16 protein-coding genes are annotated in these 18,674 nt (G+C 61.7%); 5 read left to right on the top strand and 11 right to left on the bottom strand.

The annotated features are described in order from the left end of the window. Positions 1 to 163: 163 nt before the first annotated feature. Together paaX and GR212_RS29550 are read right to left on the bottom strand one after the other, a co-directional pair. Positions 164 to 1,054 (bottom strand): phenylacetic acid degradation operon negative regulatory protein PaaX, encoded by an 891-nt coding sequence (paaX, locus tag GR212_RS29555; RefSeq protein WP_163992284.1) that lies wholly within the window; start codon positions 1,052 to 1,054, stop codon positions 164 to 166. A 96-nt stretch (positions 1,055 to 1,150) separates the two neighbouring features. Next, on the bottom strand, positions 1,151 to 1,630 hold the full coding sequence (locus tag GR212_RS29550) for an Lrp/AsnC family transcriptional regulator (protein WP_163992282.1): 480 nt from the start codon (positions 1,628 to 1,630) through the stop codon (positions 1,151 to 1,153). 119 nt (positions 1,631 to 1,749) lie between these two features. Between GR212_RS29550 and GR212_RS29545 the strand changes: the two genes are divergently transcribed. The 3 genes from GR212_RS29545 (at position 1,750) to GR212_RS29535 (ending at position 6,399) form a co-directional block, all read left to right on the top strand. Beyond that, on the top strand, positions 1,750 to 3,828 hold the full coding sequence (locus GR212_RS29545; protein WP_163992279.1) for a transketolase C-terminal domain-containing protein: 2,079 nt from the start codon (positions 1,750 to 1,752) through the stop codon (positions 3,826 to 3,828). Between the two features lie 2 nt (positions 3,829 to 3,830). Then, positions 3,831 to 5,018 (top strand): dihydrolipoamide acetyltransferase family protein, encoded by a 1,188-nt coding sequence (locus tag GR212_RS29540; protein WP_163992278.1) that lies wholly within the window; start codon positions 3,831 to 3,833, stop codon positions 5,016 to 5,018. Between the two features lie 190 nt (positions 5,019 to 5,208). Beyond that, positions 5,209 to 6,399: an amino acid aminotransferase gene (locus tag GR212_RS29535; RefSeq protein ID WP_163992276.1), complete on the top strand. Its 1,191-nt coding sequence runs from the start codon at positions 5,209 to 5,211 to the stop codon at positions 6,397 to 6,399. A 52-nt stretch (positions 6,400 to 6,451) separates the two neighbouring features. Here the strand turns inward: GR212_RS29535 and GR212_RS29530 are convergent, their stop codons facing one another. The 5 genes from GR212_RS29530 to GR212_RS29510 are packed head-to-tail and all read right to left on the bottom strand — an operon-like array spanning position 6,452 to position 11,452. After that, positions 6,452 to 8,107, bottom strand: a complete 1,656-nt coding sequence (locus tag GR212_RS29530) for a sulfatase-like hydrolase/transferase (RefSeq protein ID WP_163992274.1) — start codon at positions 8,105 to 8,107, stop codon at positions 6,452 to 6,454. 3 nt (positions 8,108 to 8,110) lie between these two features. Next, on the bottom strand, positions 8,111 to 8,884 hold the full coding sequence (locus GR212_RS29525; protein WP_163992272.1) for an ABC transporter permease: 774 nt from the start codon (positions 8,882 to 8,884) through the stop codon (positions 8,111 to 8,113). After that, positions 8,881 to 9,660, bottom strand: a complete 780-nt coding sequence (locus GR212_RS29520) for an ABC transporter permease (RefSeq protein ID WP_163992270.1) — start codon at positions 9,658 to 9,660, stop codon at positions 8,881 to 8,883. Before GR212_RS29520 ends, GR212_RS29525 begins: the two co-directional genes overlap by 4 nt. Positions 9,661 to 9,662: 2 nt before the next feature. Beyond that, the gene (locus tag GR212_RS29515; protein ID WP_204326815.1) at positions 9,663 to 10,463 is read right to left on the bottom strand and encodes an ABC transporter ATP-binding protein; all 801 of its coding nucleotides are present in this window, start codon (positions 10,461 to 10,463) and stop codon (positions 9,663 to 9,665) included. Positions 10,464 to 10,516: 53 nt separating this feature from the next. Continuing rightward, a complete protein-coding gene (locus GR212_RS29510) occupies positions 10,517 to 11,452 on the bottom strand; it encodes an ABC transporter substrate-binding protein (RefSeq protein WP_163992268.1) in 936 nt (311 codons plus the stop codon). Between the two features lie 129 nt (positions 11,453 to 11,581). Here GR212_RS29510 and GR212_RS29505 point away from each other — a divergent pair, with 129 nt between their 5' ends. Next, positions 11,582 to 12,082 carry a MarR family winged helix-turn-helix transcriptional regulator gene (locus tag GR212_RS29505; RefSeq protein WP_163992266.1) on the top strand — a complete coding sequence of 167 codons (501 nt, stop codon included), beginning with the start codon at positions 11,582 to 11,584 and terminating at the stop codon, positions 12,080 to 12,082. A 373-nt stretch (positions 12,083 to 12,455) separates the two neighbouring features. Beyond that, positions 12,456 to 13,814, top strand: a complete 1,359-nt coding sequence (locus tag GR212_RS29500; protein WP_163992264.1) for an MFS transporter — start codon at positions 12,456 to 12,458, stop codon at positions 13,812 to 13,814. 70 nt (positions 13,815 to 13,884) lie between these two features. Here the strand turns inward: GR212_RS29500 and GR212_RS29495 are convergent, their stop codons facing one another. The 4 genes from GR212_RS29495 to GR212_RS29480 all read right to left on the bottom strand — a co-directional run. Continuing rightward, complete coding sequence (locus GR212_RS29495) at positions 13,885 to 15,249, bottom strand: amidase (RefSeq protein WP_163992261.1); 1,365 nt, start codon at positions 15,247 to 15,249, stop codon at positions 13,885 to 13,887. 177 nt (positions 15,250 to 15,426) lie between these two features. Continuing rightward, entirely contained in the window at positions 15,427 to 17,160 is a 1,734-nt protein-coding gene (locus GR212_RS29490) for a pilus assembly protein TadG-related protein (RefSeq protein WP_163992259.1), read from the bottom strand. Beyond that, positions 17,160 to 17,582, bottom strand: coding sequence for a TadE/TadG family type IV pilus assembly protein (locus tag GR212_RS29485; RefSeq protein ID WP_163992257.1), 423 nt, complete (start codon positions 17,580 to 17,582; stop codon positions 17,160 to 17,162). The genes GR212_RS29490 and GR212_RS29485 overlap by 1 nt, the downstream gene beginning before the upstream one ends. A 406-nt stretch (positions 17,583 to 17,988) precedes the next feature. Further along, positions 17,989 to 18,674: formyltetrahydrofolate deformylase (locus tag GR212_RS29480; protein WP_163992255.1), on the bottom strand; the 686-nt coding region annotated here is incomplete at its 5' end.

Genomic DNA, 18,674 nt, shown 5'->3' with positions numbered 1-18,674 from the left:
ACCTCGATCCGGCGGCAAAGACATTAACCGACCGATCGGTCACTGTATTAGCACGCGACATGTCACAGTTCAATTGATTTTTTGGAAATTTCTGTGACATTCGATGTCGTGGAAAAGCGCCGGGAAGCGATTGTCCCGCTATGTCACTGGACGGATTGATCTTTCAGCGGGACTTGAGGCGGTCCAACCGATGCTGGCTTGCCGGAGTCGTCTCTTGAAGCCGGCCGGCCTCGTTCACGAAACGGCGTCCGACATAGCCGTCGGCCTTCTTCGACAACAGCGAATAAAGATCCGCAAACAGATGCCGGGCTTCCTCACCCGGCCAATTGTCCGGCAAGGCCGATTTTGGAAGATGCGGTTCGCGCAGCATGATCAGACGATATTGGTGGACAAGCAGCAGGCGCGCGATCAGGCAATCGAAGGGAGATAGGGCGGCACAATCTCCGGCACGTTGCGAAAACGCGCCGAAACGGACCGCAAATTCATGATAGGCCTCGGCGAAACGCGGCAGGTTCCAGGCCTCTTCCGCAAATTCCCTCAAAGCGCCGTTCTCGGTCGCAAGCTCGGCGTTGAAGACGATGACACGCCCCGGCAATGGCGGCACGGGATGGGTTCCCACCGCCAGGCGCGGACTCAGCCTGGCAAAGCCATCCCGCTCGAGGCCCTGCATGATTTCGTCCGGCGAGGGACCGTTGATCAGCACGAATTGCCATCTCACGGCAGGCTCCGGCCCATAGAACAGGCTGGCGGCCTCGGCGAATTCGGCTTGGGCGGTATCCGTCAGCCGATAGTAGCTGCGGCGCCCTTCCCGCTCTCCCGCGAGCTGGCCGGCCGAGACCAATCGTGAAACCGCGGTCCGCACCAGCGTTTCGGTAATGCCAATGCTTTTGCACGTCTCGATGAGGTTGCCGATCCAGACGACCCCGCCGCGCGGCTCGACGACATCGCCATAGATCGTGACGATGAAACTCGCCGCCTTGATGGGCAGGTCCACAAGGAGCGCGGTGACCGCTTCGTTCAAGTCATGTCCGAGTTTGACGTTATCAGCCGACAATCCAACTCCGCTCCGCATCAGCAAACCTGCTGGTCTATTAGCGTGAGACGCTGGCGATGTTCAAGGCAATGGCTGCTTGGCCGTGGCAACAGATTTTCATCGCGGCGCATTCGTCGGCAATGCGGTCGTGTATTTGACGCACTTCAGCGAGAAGTGCGACGACGAACTCAGCACGGCTTCATGCGTCAGGATACCGCGCATCAGAAGCCCTTCATATTCCCGAACATCGGCAACGACGGCGCGGATGAGATAATCCCACTCCCCCGACATGGAATAGCATTGGAGAACCTCGCGATAGCTCGCGATGAACTGTTCGAAATCGCGACGGGTCGCGGGATCGTGGGTCTTCATCTTGACCTGGCAGAAGACGTTCAGGCCCTTCCCGATCTTGTCGGGATCGACGAGGCGGACGGTCCTGCCGAGCACGCCCGCGTTTTCGAGCGCCTTTATCCTTCGCCAGCAGGACGCGGGCGACGCGCCGACCTTTTCGGCGAGCGCCGCCTGGCTGATATCCCCTTCTTCCTGCAATACCCGAAGGATCGCTCTGTCGACGTGATCAAGATCGAAATTTTCCATTCAGAAACTCTCTCTTTGCGAAATAAAGCTTTCAAATACTGCAACGAAACCTGGGAAATTGAAAGGAATAGAGCGGGTGTTTTGAATTAGAATCAGACGGCCATATGCAGGAGGATCACATGGCCCAGCTAGCCGTCAGAAACCACGAGCGGAACTCGCCGGACGATCGCGTCGACTGGCGCAGGGTGGCCTATCTCGTCCACCTTTCCAGGGCTCTCGACGAGATGGAGGAAAAGCATCTCGTTCCGGAAAAGAAGGTTCTGTATCAATTTTCCGCGCGCGGTCACGACATGGCGCAGATCCTTCTCGGGATGCAGCTGACGGGCCGGCACGATGCCACATGCGGCTATTATCGCTCGCGGCCGCTGCTGCTTTCCCTTGGGATTGATCCAGTGGATGCCCTTGGCTCGGCCATGGGCCGCGCCGGCGGCTATTCCGACGGACGGGACATCGGCGTGGTCTTCAATTATCCGAACACCGCGGGCGCCGCGGCGCTGCCCATGTGCGGCGGCGTCGGTGCCCAATACACGCCAACCGCCGGCTGGGCGCAGGCGATGAAATATTATGCCACCACATTGGGCCGGCAGGACTACGCAAGGGACATCGGTGTCGTGCTCGGTGGCGACGGCTCCGTAGCCTCGAACGGCTTCTGGGCAGCCCTGACCGCCGCGACGACGCAGGCATTGCCGATGCTGTTCTATATCGAAGACAATGGTTTTGGCATTTCTGTGCCATCGACGGCGCAGACCCCCGGCGGGAACATTGCGGCCAACCTCGCAAGCTGGAGAAACCTCGCAATCTTCGACGGCGACGGCTGCAATCCAGCGGACGCCGCGCGCCTTGTGCAGGACGCGGTCTCCTTCGTTCGCGACCAGCGCAAGCCCGCGCTCCTGCGACTGACGGTGCCGCGCCTCGAGGGGCACAGTTTTCAGGATACGCAGGCCTACAAGAGCGAGGAAACGGTGCGGCGCGAATGGGAACGCGATCCGTTGCCGCGGCTGAAGGATTTCCTCGTCCCCGCCGTAATGACGGCCGAGGAATGGAGCGCTTGCGAAAGCGAGGCGCGCGAGAAGGCCGAAAACGCCCGAGCCGCCGCCGAAAACCGGCCTGCCGCCGACCCCTCGTCCGTGATGCGCCATGTGTTCTTCGGCGGCGACATGCAGACGATGGGCGGTCAGCATCCCGGCGGTTACGCGCCGCCGGCAACAAGGTCTGCACCTGCAGCCGCAGGCCCCCGCGTCAACATGGTCACCGCCATCCGCCGAACGCTCGAACACGAAATGGCGATCAACGAGCGCGTCGTCATCTTCGGCGAGGATGTCGGCCCGAAGGGCGGGGTGCATGCCGTCACCCTCGGCATGCAGGATAAATTCGGCGCTGAGCGGGTTTTCGATACCTCGCTGTCCGAAGAGGGCATCATCGGCCGTGCCGTCGGCATGGCATTGGCCGGTCTCGTCCCCGTTCCGGAAATCCAGTTCCGGAAATATGCGGAACCGGCCACCGAACAGCTGAACGACTGCGGCACCATCCGCTGGCGCACCAACAACCGCTTCGCCGCCCCGGTCGTGGTGCGCATGCCCGACGGCTTCTTCAAATGCGGCGACCCCTGGCACAGCCAGACCAACGAAGTGGCCTTCGTTCACCAGCCCGGCTGGAAGGTCGCCGTTCCCTCGAATGCGGAGGATGCTGTCGGCCTGCTGCGCACCTCGATCCGCGGCAACGATCCGGTCATTTTCTTCGAGCATAGGGCCATGCTCGACCACGCATGGGCACGCCGTCCCTATCCCGGCGATGATTTTGCGCTGCCCTTCGGCAAGGCGAAGCTGACGCGGACCGGCAACGACATCACCATCATTACCTGGGGCGCCATGGTGCACCGATGCGAGGAAGCCGCCGAGGGCCTGTCGGCCGATATCCTCGACCTTCGCACGCTGATGCCCTGGGATCAGGAAGCGGTGCTGACCTCGGTCGCAAAGACGCATCGCTGCCTCATCGTTCACGAAGACCTTGGGACTGGCGGGTTTGGAGCGGAGATTGCCGCGGTGATCGCGGACAAGGCATTCACGGATCTCGATGCGCCGGTCTCCCGCCTGACCATGCCGGATATTCCAAGCCCGCATAACCCCGTCCTTCTCGAGTGGGCCGTGCCGTCTACGGAACGGATCGCCAAGCGCATTGCCGAAATCCTGGAGTTCTGAGCATGACGAATACCATTGAGATCACGGCTCCGATCGAGCAGGAAGGCACGAAAGCGGTCGTCCGGAACTGGCTGAAGCAGATCGGCGATCATGTGAAGGAAGGCGATGCGCTGGTCGAACTGGAAACCGACAAGGTCACCCAGGAGATACCGGCACCTTGCAGCGGCATCCTGAGCGAAATCGTCATGGAGGACGGCGATGATGCCACGCCCGGAGCGATTTTGGGACGAATGATTGCCCGTGCCGAAGGCGTCGTAGCCGAAGCGCCTGCCGCCACTTTGCAGACACAGCCGGTCTCGTCTGCGACAGCCTCCGCGTATTATTCTCCTGCCGTCCGTAGCGCCGCCGAAGAACACGGCATCGATCCCGCCACCCTTAAAGGCAGCGGCAGAGACGGACGGGTCACTCGCGCCGATATGGATCAGGCGTTCGAGGTCAAGAAGTCGCAGCCAGCTGCAACCGGGCATCCTTTCCCGGCAATCTCGGTCGACGGCAAATCCCGGACGATCCCCCATTCGGCCATGCGGCTTGCGATCGCAAGGCATATGGCCCAATCCCTGGCGACGGCACCTCAAGTCACCGCGGTCTTCGAGGCCGATTTCACGGCGATCATGCGTCATCGCGAAAGCCACAAGGACCGCCTGCGGGCCGAAGGAGTAAACCTCTCCTACACGGCCTACGTCGTGGCGGCATCCGTCGCGGCCATGACGGTCGTACCGGAGGTAAACAGCCAGTGGCATGATGACGGGCTCGAGATATTCGAGGACGTCAACATCGGCGTCGGCATCGCATTGGGCGACAAAGGCCTGATCGCACCGATCATCCGGCAGGCACAAGGTCTGCCGCTTGAGACTATTGCCGCCCGGCTTCAGGATCTGACGGCCAGGGCACGCTCCAGCGCCCTCAAGGGCGACGAGCTGAAGGGTGGAACGTTCACCATCTCCAACCATGGCGTTTCCGGATCGCTGCTGGCATCTCCGATCATCATCAACCAGCCTCAGTCGGCCATTCTCGGCATCGGCAAACTGGAAAAGCGCGTCGTGGTGCGGGAGATCGACGGGGTCGATACGATCCAGATCCGCCCAATGGCCTACGTATCGCTGACGATCGACCATCGCTCGCTGGACGGCCACCAGACGAATGCCTGGCTGACCGAATTCGTGCGGGTCCTTCAGAACTGGCCGCAATGAGCGGGGAGAACCACCATGACGCTCCAGCGACCGACACCAAGGACTTTGCCGATACTTGCCATGCCCATCCTCGGACAATAAAGCGGTAAGGGAAGCGGCTGCGGCGGCATTGGAGGAAGTCCAATCCACGCCTCGATAGCGCAAAGCGAGCGCAACGGCTCGTCGCGAACAGACATAATGGGAGGAAGCAATGAACAAGACGGCGCTTTTCGATAGCCTGACGGAGCAGAAGCCGGATCAGCTGCTTGAATTGATTGCCAAGTTCGCGGCCGATCCGCGATCGGGAAAGGTCGACCTTGGGGTCGGCGTCTATCGCGACGAGACAGGCCGCACTCCCGTCATGAAAGCCGTCAAGGCCGCCGAGCACTATCTCTGGGAAACCCAGGAATCCAAGTCCTACATCGGCCCCGAGGGTGACCCCGCGTTCCTACGGATGCTGGCGCTCGAAGTCTTCGGCGAGCGCCATGCTGGCAAGCCGGTTGCCGGAATTCAGACGCCGGGCGGCACCGGCGCCCTGCGCCTTGCTGCAGAACTGCTTTCCCTCGACAAGCGGCGGAAAATCTGGATCGGCACGCCGACATGGGTCAACCATCAGGCGATTTTTGCCTCGGTTGGCCTGCAGATCGGAACCTATCGGTTCTTCGACATCGGCACACAGACCGCTCTCGTCGACGAAATGCTGACGACCCTGCGGAACGCCGCACCGGGAGACGCGGTGCTGTTGCAGGCAAGCTGCCATAACCCCACCGGCGCAGGGCTATCGCGGCAGAACTGGCAGGATATTGCCGCGATCATAGCTGACAAGGGATTGCTGCCGCTTTTCGACAGTGCCTATCAAGGGCTCGGGCACGGTCTTGTCGAGGACGCAGCCGGCATGATGAGCGTCATCGAGGCTGTGGGCGAGGCCATGGTTGCCGTCTCCTGCTCCAAGTCCTTTTCGCTGTATCGGGAACGAACCGGTGCTGCCTATCTGTTCGGAGACCTGCAGGCATCGCTGAACAAGGGCGTCGGCAATCTGGCAAGCCATGCCCGCACCAGCTACTCCATGCCGCCGGCGCACGGCGCTGCCATCGTCGCCGCGATCCTTCAGGATCCCTCCCGCCGCCAGACCTGGGTGGACGAGCTGAACGAAATGCGTATCCGCATAACGGACATCCGCCGGGCAGCGGCCGAGGCATTCGGCCAGTTCCGGCCGGAGCTCGCCGGCATCGGCTCCCAGGAAGGCATGTTCTCGCTCCTGCCGATCTCTCCGGAAAATGCGCGCCGGCTGCGAGCCGAACACGGCATCTACATGCCCGACTCGGGGAGGATCAATGTGGCGGGCATGCGGGTCGAGGACGTCGCATCCGTCGCCGAACGGATTGGCCCGTACCTGGCTTGATGGAATACAAGAGCAGTCGGGCGATTGACCACAATAGCCCGATTGAGAACAGCTATCGCTTCGCCAGCCAGCGCTCCCGCGCCGCATACTGTCCGGCAAGCTCGGCCTCGTCCCAATAGCCGATCAGCACCCCCTGCTCGATCAGCGGATCGAAATGCGGAAACTTCTCGTCGGCTGACGTCACCCAGGTGTCCGATACCGTGATACGGTTGGCGGGCGTCTGCAGCCAGCGCTCGAGCGCGGTCTCCAGCCTATGGATCGCATCCGCCTTGCCGGGGTCCCGGCCGAGATCGACGAGCTCATCGGGATCGGCCGCGAGGTCGAACAGGATCGGCGCCACGCCCGGACCGGTGACAAGCTTGTGGCGGCCATCGGTGATCATGAACAGCCGGCAATCGCCGACGGGCAGAGCGAGCGCCAGCCGCGCGCGTTCGCCCGAATAGTCGTATTCGCTGACGGCGAAGCGGCGCCACGAGGAAGATTTTTCACCGCGCAGCAATGACAGGACCGAACGGCCCTCCAGCACATGCGGCTTTGCACCGCCGCCGAGATAGTCGAGGAAGGTCGGGGCCATGTCGATCATCTCGACCAGATGGTCCATCACCGCGCCCCGCGTCGCATCGGCCGCCGGCGAAGGGTCATAGACGATCAGCGGCACTTTCACCGAGACATCATGGAACATGTACTTCTCGCCGAGCCAGTGATCGCCGAGATAATCGCCATGGTCCGAAGTGAAAACGATCATGGTATTCTCGAACAGCCCGCGCTCCTCCAGAAACCTGAAGAGCACGCCCATCTGATCGTCGATCTGCTTGATGAGGCCCATATAGGCCGGGACCACCCTCTCGCGTACCTCGTCGCGCGAGAAATTGACCGAATACCGCTCGCGCTGATAGGCGGCCAGAACCGGATGCGGGTTATCCCGTTCGGACACTGCACGGACCGCCGGCTTCACATCCTTTGCCGAATACATGTCGTGATAAGGTGCCGGCACGATATAGGGCCAGTGCGGCTTGATGTAGGAAAGGTGGGCGCACCAACTCTGTCCCCTGCTCTCGGCCTCCTCGATGAAGCGCATGGCGCGGCGGGTCATGTAGGGTGTCTCGGAATGCTCTTGCGGAATGCGCGCCGCCTTGTCGGCATGGGCAAGCAGCCAGCCGTTCAGGTTCTCGCCATCTTCCCCCTCCCCGGAATTGGCCCAATGCTCCCAGGGATTGTCGGCATCGAAGCCATGGTCCCGAAGATAGGTGTCATAGACGGGATCGGCATCGTAGTCGGTCGAGGGGTGCAAGCCGTCGTCGCGTTCATAGGGTTCGAAGCCGCATTGGGCGACATGCACACCGATGATCGAATCGGGATCGATGCCGAGGCGCTGCATGCCCTCCTGGTCGGCCACCATATGCGTCTTGCCGATCAAGGCGCAACGCACGTCGAGCTCACGCAGATGATCGCCCATTGTCGGCTCGCCGACGCGCAGTGGAATGCCGTTCTGCGTCGAGCCATGCGAGCGGACATAGCGGCCGGTATAGGCGCTCATGCGGGATGGGCCGCAGACGGTGGATTGCACGTAGCAGTTGGCAAAGCGCACGCCACGAGCGGCGAGGCTGTCTATGTTCGGCGTCTTCAGCGTCGGATGACCGGCGCAGGACAAGTAGTCGTAGCGCAGCTGGTCGCACATGATGAAAAGGACGTTCTTTTTCTTGGTCACGGATCAACCTTTGCTGTTCGTGTCGAGATTGCGGTAGTGCCAGAACAGCCAGCGCTTCTCGAACTGGAAGACGAGGCTGTTGATGATGAGCCCCGCAAGCGAGATGAAGGCAATGCCGGCAAGGCCGCCGGCGATCTGGAAGTTCTCCTGCTGGCGCTGGATGAAGACGCCGATGCCGTTGGTCGCAAGCAGCATCTCGGAGGTGACGCTGACGAGGAGCGCCGAGGAGACGGCGAGCCGGACGCCCGTCGCGATCATCGGCAGCGCGGCCGGCAGGTCGATGTGCCACATCGCTTCCAGGCGTGTCAGATGCAGCGCCCGCGCGACGAGATTGGCGGAAGGATGCACCGTCTTCGATGCCTCGTAGGTGTTCATCAGCAACGGCACCGCGGCGGCGTAGCAGATGATGACGATCTTGGCCCCGTCGCCGGTGCCGGCAAACAGCATGACGATCGGCACCACGGCCGGCGGCGGCAGGGTCGCCAGCATGTCGATCGCCGGCTCGAGGACCTGGCCGAGCAGCTTCAGCCGGCCGAGAAGGATGCCGAGCGGCACCATCAGCGCGGCGGCGACGAGAAAGCCGATGCAGGCGCGCATGAGCGTGTGGCCAAGCTGGCCGACGATCTGCGGATAGAGCTTGCCGATCGACAGCATGATCTGCCAGGGGCCGGGAAAGAGCGGCGTATGGGCGCGTATCGCCAGCCCCTGCCAGACGAGCAATATCAAGAACGGCAGCAGGAGCGCGTTCCAGGCAATGTGTCTATCGAGCGTCTTCATGCAAATCGCTCCGTCATGCGCATGTGCCAGCCGGTCACCCGCCAGCGTGCGAGATTGACCAGCCAGTTCATGACAACGCCATTGAAGGCGCAGACGAACATCAGCGCGTAGACCTCCGGGATGCGGGTCGCGAAGGCTTTGCGGATCAGCATGAAGCCCAGTCCGTCGTGGCCGGCGAGCATTTCCGCCACAACCACCGCAATCAGGCTGATGGTCGCGGCATAGCGGATTCCGGAGAAGATTTCCGGCCAGGCGGCAGGAAGCTTGATCCGAAACAGGATTTCGCGGTCAGAGAGGCCGAGCATCCGGCCGGTCTTCACCTGCACATCGCTGACGGCCGACAGGGCGGCCGCACCATTGAGGTAGGGCGGCCAGATCGTCACAAGAACGATGACGAAGGCATAGAGCTTGAATCCCAGGCCAAGCATGAAAACAGCCATCGGCACCAGGGCCGCCGGCGGGATCGGCTGGACGAGCGCCGCGATCGGCCGGAACCCGGCCCGGAAAGTCGGGGAAATCTCGGCCAGCAGTGCCAGCCCGACGCCGATCAGCGAGGCCCCGGCGATGCCGATAATGGCACGCATCAGGGTAAGCCCGTCTCCAGCCAGCAGCTCGCCCGACATCAGCATCGACCAGAAGCCTCCGGCAATTGCGGTCATGGGCGGGAAATATCTGCTCGGCACGAGTTCCAGCATCGCCACCACCTGCCAGATCGCCACGATCAGCAGGAAGGAGACCAGCGCCCGAAAACGCAGCAGCCAACGTTCGAACCCCATGGTCAGGCCATCTCCGAAACCGGCGCCTGCGCCCGGAACCGGCGGATCGCCGCCATCACGTCATGACGAATTTCCAGGAAACGAGGGTCTTCGCGCGTGGTGATCTGGTCCCGCTTTTTGCCGAGATCGACGACGATGTCATGATCCACCCTCGTCGGACGCCGGGTGAGCACGACGACACGATCGGCCATGTAGACCGCTTCCTCGACATCATGGGTGACGAGAATGCAGGTCTGGTGGAAACGCTCGGCCAGATCCAGCAGCAGGTCCTGCATGTCGGCGCGCGTCTGCGCGTCGACCGCTGCCAGGGGCTCGTCCAGCAGCAGCAATTCACTCTGCGAAGCAAGGCCCCTGGCGATGGCGACACGCTGCTGCATACCGCCGGAAAGCTGCCACGGAAAATGGTCGGCAAAACCATCGAGCCCGACGGCCGCCAGCAGTTCACGTCCGCGCGCGAGCTTCCCGGCCCTGCCAAGCGTCGCATTGCGGACCATGCCGAAGACCACGTTGTCGAGATTGGATTTCCATGGGAAGAGCGAGCGCGAATAATCCTGGAAAACCACCGCGATGCCGGTCGACGGGCCGTTCAGCACCTTGCCCTTGAAACTGACCGAACCGCTATCCGGCCTCTGCAATCCGGCCAGCGTCATCAGCAAGGTCGTCTTGCCGCAACCCGACGGGCCGACGATCGAGACGAATTCTCCCTTCTTCACGGAAAAGCTGATCCCGTCGAGAATTTTGAGCGCACCCGCGCCCGATCCATAGGCTTTTGCCAGCCCCTCGGCATGCAGCATCACATCCATTTCCATCCCTCCCGAATGAAAAGGGCCGGCGGTGGCCGCCAGCCCTGGCGCGTTCAATTTGCGAGGCTGTCGACCATGTCTTCGGCCTTGGCGGCGTCGGGCAGCATTCCGGTCTTGTGCATGGAGTCGAGAAGCTTCTGGACATCGGCCGTATCGATCTTCATGTCCTGCCTGACGATCGGCAGGGTGAAGGTCTTGGCGGCTTCCGGCGTAAGGCCGAGGAATTCGACCGCGGCAGCCTCCTCCTTGGCACGGTCGGCGAGCATGTCCTTGCGGGCCTGGTCGGTGACGGCGGCGAACTTCTTCAGCGCCTCGCGATTGGCGGCAAGATAGTCGTCGGTCGCAAAGATCACGTCGTTGATGACAGGCTCCTTCTCGTCGGCGAGCATGCCTTCGGCGATGACGGTCGATCCGATCGCCTTGTTGGCGATGATCGAAGAGTAGAATGGATTGACCGTGCAGGCCGCATCGATGCTGCCTTGTTCAAGCGCGGCTTCCTGTTGCGGGAACGGCAGCACGACGGGTTCGACCCCATCGAAGGAAAGGCCGGCTTTCATCAGGTGGTCACGCCAAGCTAGCTCGCAGAGGCTGCCATTGGCGTTGAAAGAGATCTTCCTTCCCTTGATATCGTCCAGCTTCTTGATGCCGGAGGCCTTCGAGGCAACCAGCCAGATGAACTTCTTGTCGGGATCGACCTCATGACCAAGCGCCAGGATCATCTTGACGTTAACGCCGTTGAGGCGCGCGTTGATCGGCGGGACGGGTGCGGCATAGCCGATATCGGCGTCGCCCGACGCTATTGCCGCAACGACGGCCGGGCCGCCCTGGACCTCGGTCAGTTCGAGATCGATGCCGGCCTTTTCGTAGGCACCGGCCTTCTGCGCGGCGATGATCGGCAGCATCGAATCCGCCAGGAGATAGGCGAAGCGAAGCTTGATATTTTCAGCCTGCGCGGCACCGCTCGTGACTGCAACGGCTAGTGTTGCCATTGCGAGTGAAGTTCGCGTTTTAGTGAACATGTTAAGTATATGCATATAAGTTCCCCTTGATTCTTGCTTGCGATGCGCATTCGCCTTACGGCCTAGTTATTGATCAAAGTGTGTGGTAGTTGCTTGACAATGTCAAACAAAAAAATAGAACCAGTTTCCGGGGAAAATCTCGGACCGACACCATCGCCCTGGGCAGAGCCGCACGACATACGCGACCTGTTCTCCTACCGGCTTGCCTATTTCGTGCGGCTGAACGATCGGCACGCACAGACGGTATTGATCGATGAGTACGGCATCACGTTGGGGGAATGGCGGACGCTGGCGACGATCCGCTACCTCGGCCGCCCCTCGCTCCGCTCGCTGGCGCGGACGACGCAACAGGATGAAGGGCAGCTCAGCCGCTATGTCAGCGGCCTTGTCAAACGCGACCTGCTTGCCAAGACGGCAAGCACGGAGGATCAGCGGGTCGTCGAACTGATGCTGACCGAGAAAGGCGAGGCCCTGCACCGCGATGTCATGGTCTTTGCCTGGCGCCTGAACCAGGATCTGTTTACGGACTTCGACGAGACCGAACGACAGCAGTTGTTGTCGCTGCTCGACAAGCTTCTCGGCGCGCTCGAACGCCTTTGACGAAGCCTGTGCCGCGAGGGCGGCGCACTGAGGCGCTCGCACCCTGATCGGCCACATATATGCAGGCGGCGCCCGACCGGGATTTTATTCCCGGCGGGATCGATTCTTCGCGACGACGGACTTCATTTCACCTGCGGCGCCAGCCGGACGACCTGGTCCGGCCGGGAGGAGCCGCCATGGCATCGGCTCTGTTCTCACCGTTTGCCCCTATTGACCTTTTCATCCATAAATATAATCTGCGTATATGCAAACCGACGGCCGACTTTCCAGCGGTCGTCATGACAATGCCGGATGCGGATCCGGTTTGAGGACGGAGGCGGCCTCGCACGCGATGCTCTCGCGGCAGGTTCATATGCCCTTCGGGAGGAGTAACATGACAGACGACAATCCGGCGCTGCAGAGCGCCGTGCGCAAGGCGACCCTTCGCCTGCTGCCTTTCCTTGGCTTGATGCTGATCTTGAATTTTCTCGACCGCTCCAATGTCGGCTTCGCCAAGGTGGCCTATCAGGCCGATACCGGCATCTCGGACGCGGCCTATGCCTTCGGTGCCGGCATCCTCTACCTCGGCTATGCCACCTTCGAAGTGCCGAGCAACCTCATCATGCAGCGCGTCGGCGCCCGCCTCTGGCTGAGCCGGATCATGATTACCTGGGGCATCGTCTCGGCCTGCATGGTCTTCGCCCATACGCCGACAAGCTATTACGTCGTCCGCTTCCTGCTCGGCGTCTGCGAAGCCGGCTTCTATCCGGGCGTGCTGCTTTATCTGACCTATTGGTTCCCCGCCAAGCAGCGGGCGCGGGCAACCGGCCTTTTCTATCTTGGCATTCCCTTGTCGCTGGTGATCGGCGCACCACTTTCCGGCTGGCTGCTCACGCATCACGACGTCTTCGGCCTTGCCAACTGGCAATGGATGTTTGCCGTCGAAGGTCTGGCGGCCACGGTCGTCGGCATATTCGCTCTCTTCTTCCTCACAAGCCGTCCCAACGAGGCGAAATGGCTGACGGACGAGGAGAAAAACGCGCTGAACGCCGTCATCGAGGCGGAGGAGCGCGGCAAGCTTTCCGAAGTAAAGCACTCCGTCTTCAGCGTACTGAAAGACTGGCGCGTTCTCGCCTTCATCGGCATCTATCTGTTCATCCAGATCGGTGTCGGCCCGATCACCTTCTACCTGCCGGCACGATTGGCACAGGCGCTGGGCGGCGGCGTCAACACCTGGGTCGGCGTGCTGCTCGGCCTGCCCTGGCTCTGCGCCCTTTTCGCAACGCGCTTCTTCACCGTCTATGCCGACAAGCACGACAACCACCGCATCGTCTGCATCGCCATGCTGACCGCGGGCACTATCGCCCTTGGAACGATCGGCCTGACGATGAACCCCTGGGTCATGGTGATCGCCGCCTGCATCGCCGTGCCGGGACTTGCCTCTTCCCAGCCGGTTTTCTGGAGCCTGCCGACCCGCTACCTGGGTGGCGTCGGCGCTGCGAGCGGTATCGCCTTCATCGTCTCGCTCGGCAATCTCGGCAGCTTCGCATCGCCGCAGATCAAGGCCTATGTCGATGCCGCAACGGGCAACGGCGATATCGGCTTCTACATCCTTGCCGGCTGCTGCTTCCTGTCCGTGGTGCTGTTGATCGCACTGGGCTCCCATCGTCGCTGGATCGTCGATGCCGAACCGTCTGCCGACGGCAGCCTCTCGTATGAGCGACGCGGGCCCGGATCGAAGCCGGCGATGTAAACCGCTCCATCTGTTTGTTTTAGCGCGAATTCCCAAGGAAAAGCCGCAATGTGGCCTTCCCGGAATTGAGCTAGCCGGCAACGATTTCTTCGAGCGCCAGAGCCACCCCCAGCAGACGTTCGTCGTGGTTTTTCGGCGCCGATAACAGGAAGCCGACCGGCATGCCGGCGTCCCCCGTGCCGCAAGGCAGGGACACGCCGCACCAATCGAGGAAATTACCGATCAGAGTGTTGCGCAATGTCCTGCCATTGACCTTCACGAACAGCTCGTCGTCGGCTTCCAGCGGCGCGAGCGCCGGCGCGACATGGGCGACTGTGGGATAGGCAACGAATTCGTTCGCCCCAAGCATTCCGGCGGTCTCCCGGATCAACTGCTCGCGGACCTTGAGCGTTTCCAGGTAGCCGACCAAAGTGATCCTCTCGCCCAGGCGCGTACGCGCCACGACACGACGGTCCATGGCTTTCGCCTCCGGTCCCGCCAGACGGCGGTGATGCAGCGCAAAAGCCTCGGCGGTTGCGAGAGGCCCGTACTCGGCCATTACCTGAAAAAGCCTGTCGAAGGCCGGAAAAGCGGCCCTTCGTATCTTGACGCCCGCATCGCTCAATCGTGCAAGCGCCGCCTCGAAAGCGGCAATGACACCATCCTCGGCATCGTCCATGACGACGTTCGTCGGCACAACGATGGAAAGCGCGGCGGGTTCGGCACGCTCGGCCTCGGGTGCGAAACGTCCGCGCATCGCGGCATCGACCCAGATGGCGTCCTGAACGCTGCGGCACAACGGGCCAAGCGAGTCGAGGCTGCTCGCCAGCGGAAAGACACCTGCCATGCTGTAGCGGCCCCGGCTCGCCTTGTAGCCGACAAGCCCATTGAAGGCGGACGGTATGCGCACGGAGCCACCCGTATCGGTGCCGATCGACACCGGCACGAGCCCTGCCGCGACGGCGACGGCGGAGCCGGAAGATGAACCGCCCGGAATTCGCGCGACATCCGAAGCCAGGGGATTGAGCGGCGTACCGTAGTGCGGATTGAGGCCGAGACCGGAAAAGGCGAACTCGCTCATGTTGACCCGGCCGACGGCAATCATTCCCGCCGCTTTCAGCGCCTTGACGACATCGGCATCGTCCAGCGCGGGTTCGGCATCCGCAAGCACGATCGAGCCGGCGGTCGTCGGCAGGCCGGCGATCGCAAACAGATCCTTCCAGGCGACCGGAATGCCGTCCAGCAGCCCACGCGAGCGCCCTTCGCGCAGCCGTCTCGAGGAGGCAGCCGCCTCGTCTTTCGCCCGGACCTCCAGCAGCCGCGTGAAAATCGCCTGATCAGGATGGGTGCTGATGGCATCCAGGCTTTCCTCGACCAGCGCGACCGGATCGAGGCGGCCGGACTGGATCAGGACCGACAGTTGCGCGATCGATTTGCCGAGATGTGTCTGTGTCATTCGCCTTGCTCCCCTCCGCCGCCGGCAAGCCGTATCGTATCCAGCGGCCGACAGAACATTTGTGCTCATCCATTGTCGTATTGCAAACGGCAATGCAATGGCATGCACCCACTGGCAACTGCCAAGGTGGAGGGATCGGGAGCGCCTGGCGCAGCCATGCGCTCCCGGAGAGCGTTGTTATTGCACCAGGACGGGCTGCGTGCATCTCGCATCGGTCACCGATATGTCGGCCTGCCCGACGCCGATGCCAAGAAGGCCAAGCAGATTGTATAGAAGCTGGTCGAGAGGAGCGGTGACGATCGAAAGCGTATCGGCCACGGCCGAGAGAACGCCCTGCGGCGTTCCAATGGTCAGAATGAGCAACTGAATGCTGATATTGGCATTTTTCAGGAGCGATTGGATCGTTGAGGTCAAGATGTCCTTGGTGGAAACCGTCTTGATCGTGCCTGCGGAAATCTCCGAGGGCTGAAAGGTCAGTCGCGTGGGGCTCAGATTGGCGATATCGACCTGCGCGCCGGCAATGACCTTCAGAAGCAGGGAATCGACGATCGCCGCCGGCGTCACCCGCGGCTCCGAGCCGAAGTTCACGAAGGCCGACGTATCCACATCTCCCAGCGCTATCTCCGCGACACCAGGCACGGCGTCGATACCGACAACGGCATTCGGCGCAGAGCCGCCGACGCAGGTGATCGAGGCGAGCTTGGCTTCGGCGGGGGCAATCTCGATATAGAGCGGCACCCTGAGCTTCAGCCCCGCGATCAGGGACAGGCCGGTGACCGCAACTTCGACGGCCAGGCGTATTTGCGGCGTACGGACGATGGTGCCTGGCGCGCCCACGGCAAGGGCCGGCGTCTGCTTTGCCATCTCTCCGACCGCCAGTGTCACCTTTGCCGTCGCGACGCCCGGCAACGTGGCACCGAGATCGAGAGCGATCTGCTTTTGCTGATTGGCAGCCATTGCCGTCGCGGAGATCAGGTCCATCACGCTGATATTGGTGGTCAGGTTGGGTGCGGTGCCGACGACATCGGGTCCCAGCGGGCCGAGATTGAGAATATCCTCCAGCTTGACGGTCAGCTTCGTGGTGCCGAGCGTCTTGCCCAGATTGTTGATGAGGGTGACGACCCCTGTCGAGAGATTGGTCGATTTGCCAAGTGCGCCGAGGATCTTGTCGTAGGTGACATCGGTCGCCAGAAGCTGATCGTAGCTGACGCCCGTGAGATTGAGATCCGTCGCCAGCAGATTGAGAAAGCTCAGCAGGTTGACCTTCGCGCCGATGAGCGACTGATAGTCGACAACCTTGAGCGAGATCTGTGTTCCCAGCAGAGAGCCCAGGAGCTGGTTCAGAATACCGCCATTGAGGCTTGCCAGCCGCGATCCGATCGAAAAGGCAGCCAGGCGATCGCTGGATGCCGTACCGGTCGCACTCAGGGTCGGCGGCGTGGCAAAGGCGGAAGCAAAGGGCATCACGGCCTTTTGGGTCAGCGTGACCTTGACGGAATCATAAGGGGAGGTTCCCGTGGAAAAGCGGTTTGCGGGCGCGATCGACGTGTCCGCCGTGTAGGTGCCGAACACAAGATTGGCCAGGGTCTCGTATTGACCCGAGTTTGCCGCGGTCGCGGTGACCTGTCCGCTGCTCGTCAGGTAGCCGCTGCCGGAGGCAACCGCCGCAGTGGTGCCGTTGCTCTGGAGATTGGCGAGAAGCGCGGCCGGCGCATTGGCGATATCCGAAGCGGCAGTGATCGCACCGATGTCGCTGAGCTGCTGCAGACGCCGCTGCTGCAGCGTCATCATGCCGTAATCGATGCCAAGGCCCAGGCAATAGAGGATCAAGGGCGAAACAAGCGCGGTCGTGACGGCGACGTTTCCTCGCCGGTCCCGCAAGGAAGCGACCCGTTCGAGAAGTCCCTTCATCAAAGGCCTCCCAGCCGGATGGTCGAATAGCGGCGGATGGTCTGATCCGGCATGGCGAAGGTATAGAGGTTCCAGATCGGAAGATCGGACGCGTCATAGGCGGCGCTTACGGTAAACTGATTGACGTTGGCCGGGTCGGTGGCGACCGTGACCGTAAGCCTGCTCTTGTTGATGAAGGCATCGTTGATGGTCGAGCGGGTGACGAAATCCTGAACCATCTGGCTTCGTTCATCGGCCGACAACCCGGCAATCGCCGTGCGCGCGGCATCGGCCGTCAGCTGCTGTAGGGAATGGGCTGCGGTCAGATAGATCGCGAAAGCAACCAGTGTTAGAAGCAGAAGGAAAAAAAGCGGCGCGATTAAAGCGAATTCGACCGCTGCGGCGCCTTCCTTTGCCCTGTTGAAATGAGAAACACGATTCATGGTCCTGTCTCCTTCGATCAATCGTCATCCGTGTGATGACGGTCCAGAAGACCCTAGACTTCCCTCGTTAATTTTATATTTCTAAATAAGATATTTTCTAATATTATTACATCTTAAAGATATTAAATACCTGATGAATTTGACGCAACCGCATTAACTTTTGCGAGGTCCCTCTGAGAGAGCGCGAGCATCGGCTGCAGCGCAGCCGCCGCAACCTCCGGTGATCTCTTGTGCTTCCGCCCGGCCGGTGCTCAACGACAAATTCGGCACTGCGTGAACAGCATCCATGTCGCCCCTTCTCTCAGCTTGCGAAAGGTAGTTCTGCCCTGAAATGACGCAGGACAATGCAGCCGTGGCGCTCAACGGTCCGTGAGACGCTGGTGCCCTTTTCGATCCCCCGCCCGCCTCAGCCCATGCGTTCGGATGCGTATGATCCGGGGCTAGCCGGGAAGACGACGGTGCGGTTGCCGTTGAGGAAGGTGCGGAAGTGGATATGGGCATGGATGGCGCGCGCCAGCACCTGGCTCTCGACATCGCGGCCGATCGAGACATAGTCGTCGGCAGACTGCGCATGCGTGATGCGCGCCGTGTCCTGCTCGATGATCGGACCCTCGTCCAGATCGGCGGTGACGTAGTGCGCCGTCGCCCCGATCAGCTTCACGCCGCGCTCATAGGCCTGCTTGTAGGGGTTGGCCCCCTTGAAGGACGGCAGGAAGGAATGGTGGATGTTGATGATGCGGCCCGACATCTTCCGACACAGCGCATCCGACAGCACCTGCATGTAGCGCGCCAGCACGACAAGCTCGGTGCCGGTCTGGTCGACGATGTCGAGCAGCTGCGCTTCGGCCTGCGGCTTGTTGTCCTTCGTCACCTTGATGTGGTGGAAGGGGATGTCGTGGTTGACGACCACCTTCTGGTATTCGAAATGGTTGGAGACGACGCCGACGATGTCGATCGGCAGCGCGCCGATCTTCCAGCGGTAGAGCAGGTCGTTGAGGCAGTGGCCGAAGCGCGAGACCATCAGCAGCACCTTCATGCGCTTCTTGGCATCGTGGATCTCCGCATCCATGGCGAACTTCTCGGCGATCGGCT

It is taken from the genome of Martinezella lusitana (assembly GCF_010668395.1).
In the GTDB taxonomy this organism is placed as follows: Bacteria; Pseudomonadota; Alphaproteobacteria; order Rhizobiales; family Rhizobiaceae; genus Rhizobium; species Rhizobium lusitanum_A.
Note: the sequence above shows the minus strand (reverse complement) of the source record. Positions and strands in the feature narration are given on the sequence as shown.

Excerpts from the sequence above, each read along its gene's own strand:
- GR212_RS29485 (WP_163992257.1), bottom strand. The coding sequence starts at position 17,582 with ATGAATCGTGTTTCTCATTTCAACAGGGCAAAGGAAGGCGCCGCAGCG.
- GR212_RS29550 (WP_163992282.1), bottom strand. The coding sequence starts at position 1,630 with ATGGAAAATTTCGATCTTGATCACGTCGACAGAGCGATCCTTCGGGTA.
- GR212_RS29545 (WP_163992279.1), top strand. The coding sequence starts at position 1,750 with ATGGCCCAGCTAGCCGTCAGAAACCACGAGCGGAACTCGCCGGACGAT.
- GR212_RS29515 (WP_204326815.1), bottom strand. The coding sequence starts at position 10,463 with ATGGATGTGATGCTGCATGCCGAGGGGCTGGCAAAAGCCTATGGATCG.
- GR212_RS29525 (WP_163992272.1), bottom strand. The coding sequence starts at position 8,884 with ATGAAGACGCTCGATAGACACATTGCCTGGAACGCGCTCCTGCTGCCG.
- GR212_RS29510 (WP_163992268.1), bottom strand. The coding sequence starts at position 11,452 with ATGGCAACACTAGCCGTTGCAGTCACGAGCGGTGCCGCGCAGGCTGAA.
- GR212_RS29505 (WP_163992266.1), top strand. The coding sequence starts at position 11,582 with ATGTCAAACAAAAAAATAGAACCAGTTTCCGGGGAAAATCTCGGACCG.
- GR212_RS29535 (WP_163992276.1), top strand. The coding sequence starts at position 5,209 with ATGAACAAGACGGCGCTTTTCGATAGCCTGACGGAGCAGAAGCCGGAT.
- GR212_RS29520 (WP_163992270.1), bottom strand. The coding sequence starts at position 9,660 with ATGGGGTTCGAACGTTGGCTGCTGCGTTTTCGGGCGCTGGTCTCCTTC.
- GR212_RS29540 (WP_163992278.1), top strand. The coding sequence starts at position 3,831 with ATGACGAATACCATTGAGATCACGGCTCCGATCGAGCAGGAAGGCACG.
- GR212_RS29500 (WP_163992264.1), top strand. The coding sequence starts at position 12,456 with ATGACAGACGACAATCCGGCGCTGCAGAGCGCCGTGCGCAAGGCGACC.
- GR212_RS29490 (WP_163992259.1), bottom strand. The coding sequence starts at position 17,160 with ATGAAGGGACTTCTCGAACGGGTCGCTTCCTTGCGGGACCGGCGAGGA.
- GR212_RS29495 (WP_163992261.1), bottom strand. The coding sequence starts at position 15,249 with ATGACACAGACACATCTCGGCAAATCGATCGCGCAACTGTCGGTCCTG.